Below are 9,670 nucleotides of genomic sequence, written 5' to 3'. Positions count from 1 at the left end.
TGGCTCCATTTATAATATGACTCCCTTCTTCTGAAATTGTTCCAATAAGCCCCGATTTTGTACTATTTTCTTTGGCATTTATATTTATTATCATCGTATGTACTCCAGTAGATGAAACATAAGCAGTTCCTGCTTTGTCTTTTAATTCAGGAGTTTCTTCTGGTGTACTAAATTTAATTTCAGCCTTATAACCTAAATCAGAATATGCCTCTTCAAAAGCTGATTTAATTTCATTTTGAGTACTTGCGACTTTCAATCTCTCTCCAGCAATATTTTCTACAGTCTCAGAAAGTCTAGTTTCTCTCAACTGTCCAAAGAAATTCCTGTTGTCATCTCCTGGATCATGAATTGAGTTATCAAGTGCCTTTGTAACATCCTTTATTTCATCTTTAGCCTTATTCAAATCTTCTTTCAACTTACCAGGATTAGTAGCATACTCAATAGTCTGGCTCTCAACATTAATATTAGTCGAATGCTGTACATCTCTTGTAACTTCATTAGCTTTTGTAACATCCCTATTTATTGGACTTCCAGAAGCTTCGCCTATTTCTACATTTCCAACTACCGTATTTCTAGTAATTCCTTGTTTATCCCTATCATCTTGATTAAATCCAATGTTTGTAACTCTAGGAGACTTTCCTAATGAAGTCCCTACTGAAACTCCTGTTGTTGTCATTGTATCATAGTTTTGAATATCGTGGCCAATATACTTATCAGCTTTAAATGTAGTACCATTTTCACTCTGTTTTCCAATAATAGCTCCAGTATTTTCAACTGTACCAACATGAAGATTACTTCCCTCTCCAACAATAAAGCTGCTTTGATTATCTACAAATGCTCTACTTCCATTTGTTCTGCTTCCATTTACATTTAAAGAACTAGGAACTCCATTTGCACTTATTCCTACACTTGCTCCGCTTGATCTTCCAGTTGTTGTGCTTGTGTTCTGTCTGCTTTCCACAACCAGCTTGCCGATATTACCTGTAACTTTTCCGCCTTCCTGATTAAATCCTGAAAGTGTCATTGTACCAGTATTATTGTGAACTTCATTTACATTTTGAAAATTACCATTCTGATAAATAGTTTCAGTTGTATTCAAATTACTTCTATTTGCAGAAACACTTCCACCATTTCCAGTAATCTGTGTTCCGTAGCCATATCCAATTGTCGCTCCCGTACTTATTCCAAAATTTGAACTTCTTGAACTGCTGCTGTTGTGAAGTTCCACTGCTTCCTTCCGAATATTTTTTACATTGTTGTAGATAAATGTTCCGCCTTGTGCCTGTGTCCCCTGATAAGTTATGTTGTTTACATTGTTGTAGGTAATGCTTGAATTTTCATTCATTGGTTTCATTGTCGTAACTACGGCACTTTCATTGTGGGAGTTGTTACTATTTTTAGAAGTAGAATATCCTGCATTTACTCCAATATTTGCATAAAAATTATTGTTTGCACTCGCATTTCTTACTTCACTTTGACTTAAATTTCCTGTGTGATAAGCCTGTCTTGTCCCTTGATTCCCTGCAAGTCCTGAAACCATTCCAGTTCCTGCATTTACTCCAGCTACAAGTCCACCTATCGTATCTCCCCTTCTAGCTTGCTTTACAGCTCCAGCTGCTTGTTCAATTCTATCTTTAATCGGACTGTTTATTCCAATTGACACACCAAAATTACTGCTTCTTGAAGTAGTTTTTACATCTCTTGTATCAATTCTTGCGCCATATTTTACATCGCCATTATTAATTTGAATATTTCCATACTCAAAATTTGTTGCCGTAATTTCCGCTCCGTTATTCAGCACACTTCCATCGCCAATTCTTAAATTTGATTTGGCATTTATCGTATCTTTTTCATCATAGATACTGCTTGACTTTCCATAATTTAATGAAGCCGTTCCGTGACTAATTCCTGCACTAAATCCTCTGGACGTATTTTTTTCATAAAAACTATTATGTAATTCTCTCGAATCTGTTGTCAATTTTCCGCCAACAAAGGTATTTTCACCTAAATCAATGTTACTTCCGATTCCTGTCAAGTTTCCTTCAATTCTTGCTCCGCTAAGCTGTAAATTTCCTGCAACATTTTCTTCCTGATGAGATTTTATGTATGTACTGCTTTTAGAAACTATATCTTTATTCGTCTGTTTTGACTCCAAGTCGTAACTGTTTACAGCGGATTCCACATTCACTTTCCCAATTTTCAGACCTTGTGTATCTCCGCCAATAAATGCTGAGCCTGTAAGGTTCAAATCTCCTATTCTTCCTGAAGTAGAATTTGCAGTTACTTCTCCGCCTAAATGTTCTGTTGCGCCATATTTTGTGTAATTATTGCTGCCCTTGCCGAATTTATCTTCACCGCTTAAAGACAATGCCGATACATTGAATTTATTTACGTCAAGTTCAAGATGATTTGTATTTAGAATTCCTCCTGTTGACTCATAGCTGTTACCCTTAATAAAAGTTAATCCATTTGAAGAAATTTGCCCAATTGAACCTATTTCTTCATGCCAGCTTCTGTCAAACTCGCCATTATTGAATCCTACTTTTCTTTTGGTTGTATTGTTGATTACATTTCCATTTTCAGAAATTAAACCTACAACTTCATTTCCCTTTATCTTTCCGCCAATATTTTCAATATTTCCAACTGAACTTATGAATGTTCTATCTCCAGTAATTTCAGAAAGAAGGTTTGTTGTAGTCTCATTTCTCACGGTATTTGCTTCAACATAGGTAACTCCACCATTACCCCATTTTGTCCCATCATTTACAAAATCTTTAGTCTTGACATAAGTTCCATTTATTCCACCAATTCTATTTCTAGTGTCATCGCTTATGCTTTCCCTAGTTCTGCTTGACAAGTAAATTTGCGGTGTCAAAACACTGACTCCATTTACTTCCTTTGAGACATACCAGATAATATCTTCATTTAAGGCATTTATCTGATCCTGAGTCAATGCCTGACCGACAACAAGACCAAGCCTTGCCTTTTCATCAGCTGCATTATCTATCATTGACTGAATCAGTTCCTGATTAGACTTTCCGTTCAAAAAGCTTGTTCCAAGCTTTTCATTTAAAGCTCTTGTTAGCAATTGATTTTCGTAAAAAGCATCTCCTAATCTTTTACTTCTGTCCCAAATTTCCGAATACCCAACTCTTGAAGTAAAGTAGTCGCTTCCATAATATTGACCTAGACTTATGTATTTTGAACGAGTTTCTAGAAGATATTTTGAAGATGGACCCATATTCATCGTAAACATTGCGCTGCTTAATAGTGGGTTTACATCAATTGTTCCAGTTTTTTTAATATTTTGAATAACTGAATTATTTCCTGAAATTTGTATTGCCCTGTCAAAGCTATTATTGCTGCTGCCATTAACCTGTAAATTTCCATTAAAGCCGCTATTTACTTTGGATAGTAAAGTATTTCCAGCAACCTGAACCGCTCCATTTGCTGAACCTGTCCCCTTGTTAATTCCTATTGAATTTGAAGAAATCAAGGCTCTGCCAGTTGCTCCGCCATTATTCAGTACTTTTCCGTTTCCTGCTTCAATAGAATTTTTTATGATATTTGGAGCATTCACGTTTACAAGTGAACCTTCAATGATAGAAGGCTGTCCTGTTGCATAGCCTATATCCCCGTCAACCATATCTCTTGTGTGAACAGCAACTAGAGTAGTTCTTAGAATATGATGATGAGTTCCCTCCTTGATATTTAAATCCAATACCTCTCTACCATTTTTTAGTTTTATAGGATTTTTATCATCAATGCTTACTGAATTTTCAAAATTTGTTGCAGTAATATTGACTAAGCCTCCACCTGAAATTAAACTGTCCTTATTTTTAAAATTACCTGAATTTATTGTAATGTTTCCATTTGCCAGGACTTTTCCATATTCAGTTGACGCTTTACTTTTTAATTTTCCAACAAGAGGTATTGTCGGATCTTTGGCACTGCCTGCTACTTTTTTTGAATCATCTACGTTTGTATGTCCTAAAATCGATCTAAAAAATTGCTCATATTTTGTAAGCAGATATGATTTAGATTCAGATCTATTACTATTCTGGATTTGTTTTTCAAACCATTCTTTTTGTTCTTTTCTTGCTTTTTTTCTAGTATGTCCGCTAGTTTTTTTCTTCCACCCTCCATTATCATTAAGCAACCATTTACTTGCAACTTCAGATTCAGATAATTTTATTCTATCCCAAGTTTCATAGTATTTTTCATAGCTTCCAAGATTTGACACCCTTCCAATATTCTGAAAATCATTTGAAGTAACGAAGATATCCCCAGTTGACTGAACAGTTCCAACGTTATTAGTGATTTTAGAAGCATTCAGGTCCATATTTCCGCCAAGAATTTCACCTTCATCATTCAAAATTTCAGAACCTTTGATTATCAGAGCATTTCCACCATAAATACTTTTATCTTTATTATTCAAGACCTTACTTTTAGCATTCATCTCAAGATAATTGTCAAAAGCAATCAAATCATTGTTAGTAATGCTGTTTCCATTAATTTTACCATCATTTCCAGTAATCATATTGTTGTTTACAACATTCCCACGGCCATCAATAATCACAGCATTTGAAGCCAGTTCCTTATTATTTGTAAAATCATTAGAACTTATTTTAATAAGCCCCGCCCCTGTCGTATTTCCATTGTTTGTAATGTTGTTTCCTGAAATTTCAAGCAAGCTTTCTCCATGCAAATTTCCAACCAGATTTAGATCCTGGTCAGTTGTAAGAACCGTCTTATTCCCTTTTACAGTTCCAGTATTATCAAATTTTTTCGCATTTTGCATAGAAATTTCTCCAGACAAAATCTCTCCAATATTTGTAATGCTTGAATTATTTAGCAGTATTTTACCGTTTGAAGCCATTTTTCCTGAATTTAAAACTGTCGCATTATTTGAATTTATGCTGTTTACTGCCAGCATTTCTTTTGTATTTGTTAAAGTATTTGTCGTTAAATCAATGTCATTTGCTGAAGAAATATTCCCATTATTTTTAGTGTCATTAACCCTTGCCCTAATGTTGTCAGCCGATATTTTACCGCTATTTGTGAATTCCAAACCAGTTATATCAAGATTTTTGCCTTCAATATTTCCGCTGTTAATCATCGAATCCGAAGTTGTAATATTCCCATTTGTCGCCAAAATTCCTGAATTTTCAAGTCTTTGCGATGTAACATCACTTCCTGCGGCAATTTTTCCAATATTTTTAACATTCTTAACATCCAGTGTTCCATTAGTCAAAATTTTTCCAGAATTATTAACATTACCACCTGAAATTTTCCCAACTGCTGTAATATCTTTAGTATTTTCAATATCCGCCGTCTTCAAATCATTTCCAATTTCAACTTTTCCATCGTTTTTCAAATTATCAGTTTTAAGATTTTTAGAATACATGCTTCCTGAATTTTGAGTATCTTTCCCTGAAATATCCTCATTTACAGCAATCTTTCCAGTATTTCTAATATTTTTTGAAACAGTCAGACTTTTTCCTGATTCTAAATCCCCACCATTTTCAAGTTCTCCTGAAACTGTAATTTTTCTGTTTGCCCTAACTTTTCCTGAAGTTTTTAAATCATTTCCTGATATTGATCCTACAGCCTGAATTTCTCCAGTATTTTTAATATTTCTAGCTTTTACATTCTCATTTGAAGAAATTTTACCATCATTATCCAAATCTTCAGATTCAAAATTTTTGGAAATAATTTTCCCTTTTGAAACCACATTCTTACCAGAAAAATCACCATTTGTCGCTATCTCTTTAGTATTTCTTACATTTCCCGAAACCTTTATATCTTCTACAGCTTCCAAATCCCCATCATTTTCAAGCTTTCCTGAAACTGTAACTTTTCTATTAGATTTTATGCTTCCTGAAGTTTTCAAATCATTTGTGAAAATATTTCCAGCAGATGCTATTTTACCAGTATTCGTAACATTTTTAGCCTGAAGATCTTCATTTGTAAAAATTTCTCCATCATTTTTAAGATCATTCACTCTTAAATTTCTAGAAACTATTTTCCCACTTGAAACAGTATCTTTTCCTGATAAATTTCCGCCAGCATAAATTTTACCGCTATTTTTAATGTTACTTGAAACCGTAATATCTTTAGCACTCTGTAAAGTCCCGTCATTATTCAAATCCCCTGAAATATCAAGAGCTTCATTTGTTCTAATGCTTCCACTTGAAACCATACTGTCGCTTGATATTTTCCCAACTGCTGTAATTTCTCCAGTATTTTTGAAATATTTTGTTTTCAAATCCGCATTTGTAAAGATTTTTCCATCATTCTGCAAATTACTTGTTGTAAAATTATTTGCAACAATTATACCTGATGAAACTGCATTTTTACTTGACAAATCTCCATTAGTTGAAATATTTCCGGAATTTAAAATATCATTTTTTACAGTTATTTTGTCTATAGAAGTCAAGTTACCTGAATTATTTAACTTCCCGTCAATCCCTGTACTTCTAGAAACTTGAATGCTGCCACTGTTTTCCAAGTTTTTAACATTCAAATTTCCACCTGTATTAACAGCTGCCAAAACATTTTTAAAATCATCAGCCTTAAAATTCCCGGCAACATTAATATCGCCTGTATTTAAAAGACTTCTTGTATTAAAATTCCCTTCAGAATATATTTTAGAGTTATTTTGAGTATTCCCATTTAAATTAATATCCCCGGCTGCCTGTGTTTCTCCATTTAGCCTAATATTTTTAGCATTGATATTAATCCCTTTATCAGAACTGGCAAGTTCAGCCTGATTGTACTCTGTACCATTAATTTCAATACCGTTCCCTTTAATTTTAGCAACATTTATTTTTCCATCTGCTGTAATTTCAAGTTTTTTATCTCTTGAGTAAACAATTCCCCTTGAGTTTACTCCTGCACCCTTATCAGTACTGATTATGCTGATCTGCCCTGCATACATCGAACCCAGTTTGCTTGCATCAATTGCAACAGAATTTATTCCGTGCTTTGAAGTAACTGCACCATTTTTATCAACTGTATTTTCTCCAAGAGTTACATCAACCTTGTTTCCAACAAGGCTTCCCTGCAATTCAAGAGCTTTTGCAATTACATTGACATAATCCGTAGTCGATGCATCAAACCCGTTTGAGCCTATCACAACTCTTCCCTTTTCAACATCAATTCCTACGAAGTCCCCATTCTGAAGCTTTACTCTTCCTGTAGTCGGAACAAAATTTCTAATATTAATAGTTCCTGCACCATTTAAGTAAATACCATTTTCATTACTCAAAATGACATTTACCTTCTGACGGCTCAAAGCTTCCAGATACCCTTCAATATCTGAACGGTTAGACCCGTTTACCTGAAGGATTATCAAGTTTGCAGCCTGGTTGGCAGCCAAATTCGGATTAGCATTAATAATCCCGGCAAGATGGCTACGCCCAATGTTATCAGCATTATTAAGCACTTGCCCTTCATGACCGATATTGTAGTCAAGAAATTCATTAATACTTATTCCACGACCATTCGGAGTAGAAATATTAACGATTGGAGTTCCATTTCGTGACATGTCAAGCTTTGTATTATATCTTGAGTTAGGATCTAGTTCAAGATTTGCTGCAAAACTATTCATATTCATTGATAACAATAATAAAAATGCGATTGTTTTTTTTAAAATTTTATTTTCCAAATTTTACCTCCTTTTATATTAATTATTAAAAACTAATTTTCATATTTCCGCTAAAGTATATATCCTGCTTTTTAGGATTCAAATAATCTGAATGTGCCATTGGCTTTGCATATCCAAAATCAAAATCAAGATATTTTGTATTAAGCCTTAATCCTGTTGTAATTCCTGTTACATACCCTCTTGCATATTTTGAATTATCCTTGCTGTATTTTGCCGTTCCATATCCATAACTCAAATATGGTGAAATTATTGCAAATTTTTTTATAGGAATGTTGTATGAAATCTCATTATCAATTTCAACTGCTTTATCCCCTTGTATCGTATCATTCTTGAATCCTCCGACACTTCCTACACCGCCTATTGTCTGTCTTTCACTTCCGTAAAGCACATCATTTGAATAACTGCTGTAAATATTTGCCCTGTATACAAATTTATTCGTAATAGGTTTATAGTAGCTTACATCAAGAGTATATTTATTAAATTGAGCCTTTGGATTTATATCCAGCTTTCCATTATCCCTTTCTGCTCCAAAAATTTTAAGTCCTCTTTCATATCCTAAATTTACTCCCAGAATACCGCTAAATAGAGATGTCGTTGTATTTAAGCCAACTGTCCCTATTGACAATTTTCTATTCGATAAAACTGATTTTTCCAAATAGTTCTGGTTATGCTTCTGTTTTATCCCCGCTTCAAAACTTACCTTGCTCTTTTGATTTCTGAACAATATTTTTTCCAAATTTGCTTGTGTAGTCCGACTTGATGAGTACATATCATAAACTGTATTTCCCGAATAGAAACTGCTTTCCTGAATACTTTTATTTGAACTAAGTCTTAAAGTATATGTCCTAAATTTCATCGTATATCCAAAATTAAACATATCAAGCCGTCTTTTATATGGCAATGTATCTCCGTTTGAAGGATCATAGCCAACTGGACCAATTGGTAAAATTTCTCCTGGAGCTAAATCTTCTATGTTTTTCTTCCAGCTTCTGTCAGGATCTTTTTTAGGAACTGTCATGTATGTGAAATAGAAGTTGTCCCCAATGCCAAGAGGACTGTCAATATTAAGGTTGATACCTCTTCTCCAAATTCCGTTCTGCTTATCGTCTCCATAGTTGTTAGTCAAAATTCCAACAGTATATTTATTCTTTAATCTGTTTTTTACTTCAATTCTTGAGTAGTTTTCACGGCTTGAAGGAACAATGTCCATCTTCATATTGTTAGCGCCAATAGAGTTAAAGTTATCCGTAGCAGTATCCAGATCTCTTATATTCAACACTTTTCCTCTGTTTTTAGGAAACATAAAAAATTCCTTATATTTATCAAGTCCATTGCCAGAATTAATTCTGACATCTTCAATCTTCCCTGCAACAACTTTTAAGTTTAAAGTTCCTGTAGTCAAATCATTTTTATCTGAAACTGTCGCAATACTTGTAATATACCCTTTAGAAACTAATTTATTAGTAATTTCAACCAGAATATTTTGAATATCGCTGCTTCCCATTTCCAAATATTCATATTTTTTAAGTATGTTTTTCTTTTCTTTCTTAGAAAGTAGTTTGTCTTTATCTTCAATATCAATTTCATTTATCAAAAACTTTTTAGAATTTTTATCATCAAAGTTGCTATCTTTATCAATTTTTGGAACATCATTAAATCTAGTATTTTCAAATTCTTCTTGACTTTTTTGCTGCTCCATCCTATTTCTTTCTTGCTCAAGCTGTCTCTGCTGAATATCAATAATTTTATTTGCCTCGTTGACTGGAGTAGAAAAAGCAAGGTTAGCAAGAAATAAGATGCAAAAAGTCAACGTTTGTTTATATACCAAAATATATCTCCTTTTTAATTAAGTATTAAGTAATAATATCACAAAAGTAATAAAAAATCAATTATTAAGCAATGTGTTGGGATTACTTCCGCAACAGTTCTAATGACAATGGCAGTTTCGGTTGGCACTGGTCACGGTGCAAGTCAGAAACCAAGTCAAATCACCAGTAGCCA

At 33.6% G+C, this 9,670-nt stretch carries 2 protein-coding genes; both read right to left on the bottom strand.

The features are described 5' to 3' along the window. On the bottom strand, positions 1 to 7,669 hold a 7,669-nt coding region (locus tag Q0370_RS11330), incomplete at its 3' end, for a filamentous hemagglutinin N-terminal domain-containing protein (protein WP_299575794.1). A 25-nt stretch (positions 7,670 to 7,694) separates the two neighbouring features. Beyond that, the gene (locus Q0370_RS11325; protein ID WP_299575792.1) at positions 7,695 to 9,497 is read right to left on the bottom strand and encodes a ShlB/FhaC/HecB family hemolysin secretion/activation protein; all 1,803 of its coding nucleotides are present in this window, start codon (positions 9,495 to 9,497) and stop codon (positions 7,695 to 7,697) included. Positions 9,498 to 9,670: the final 173 nt, after the last annotated feature.

The organism is uncultured Leptotrichia sp. (genome assembly GCF_938036635.1).
GTDB lineage: Bacteria > Fusobacteriota > Fusobacteriia > Fusobacteriales > Leptotrichiaceae > Leptotrichia > Leptotrichia hongkongensis.
The sequence above is the reverse complement of the archived record's forward strand: the minus strand, read 5'-3'. Positions and strand labels throughout refer to the sequence as shown.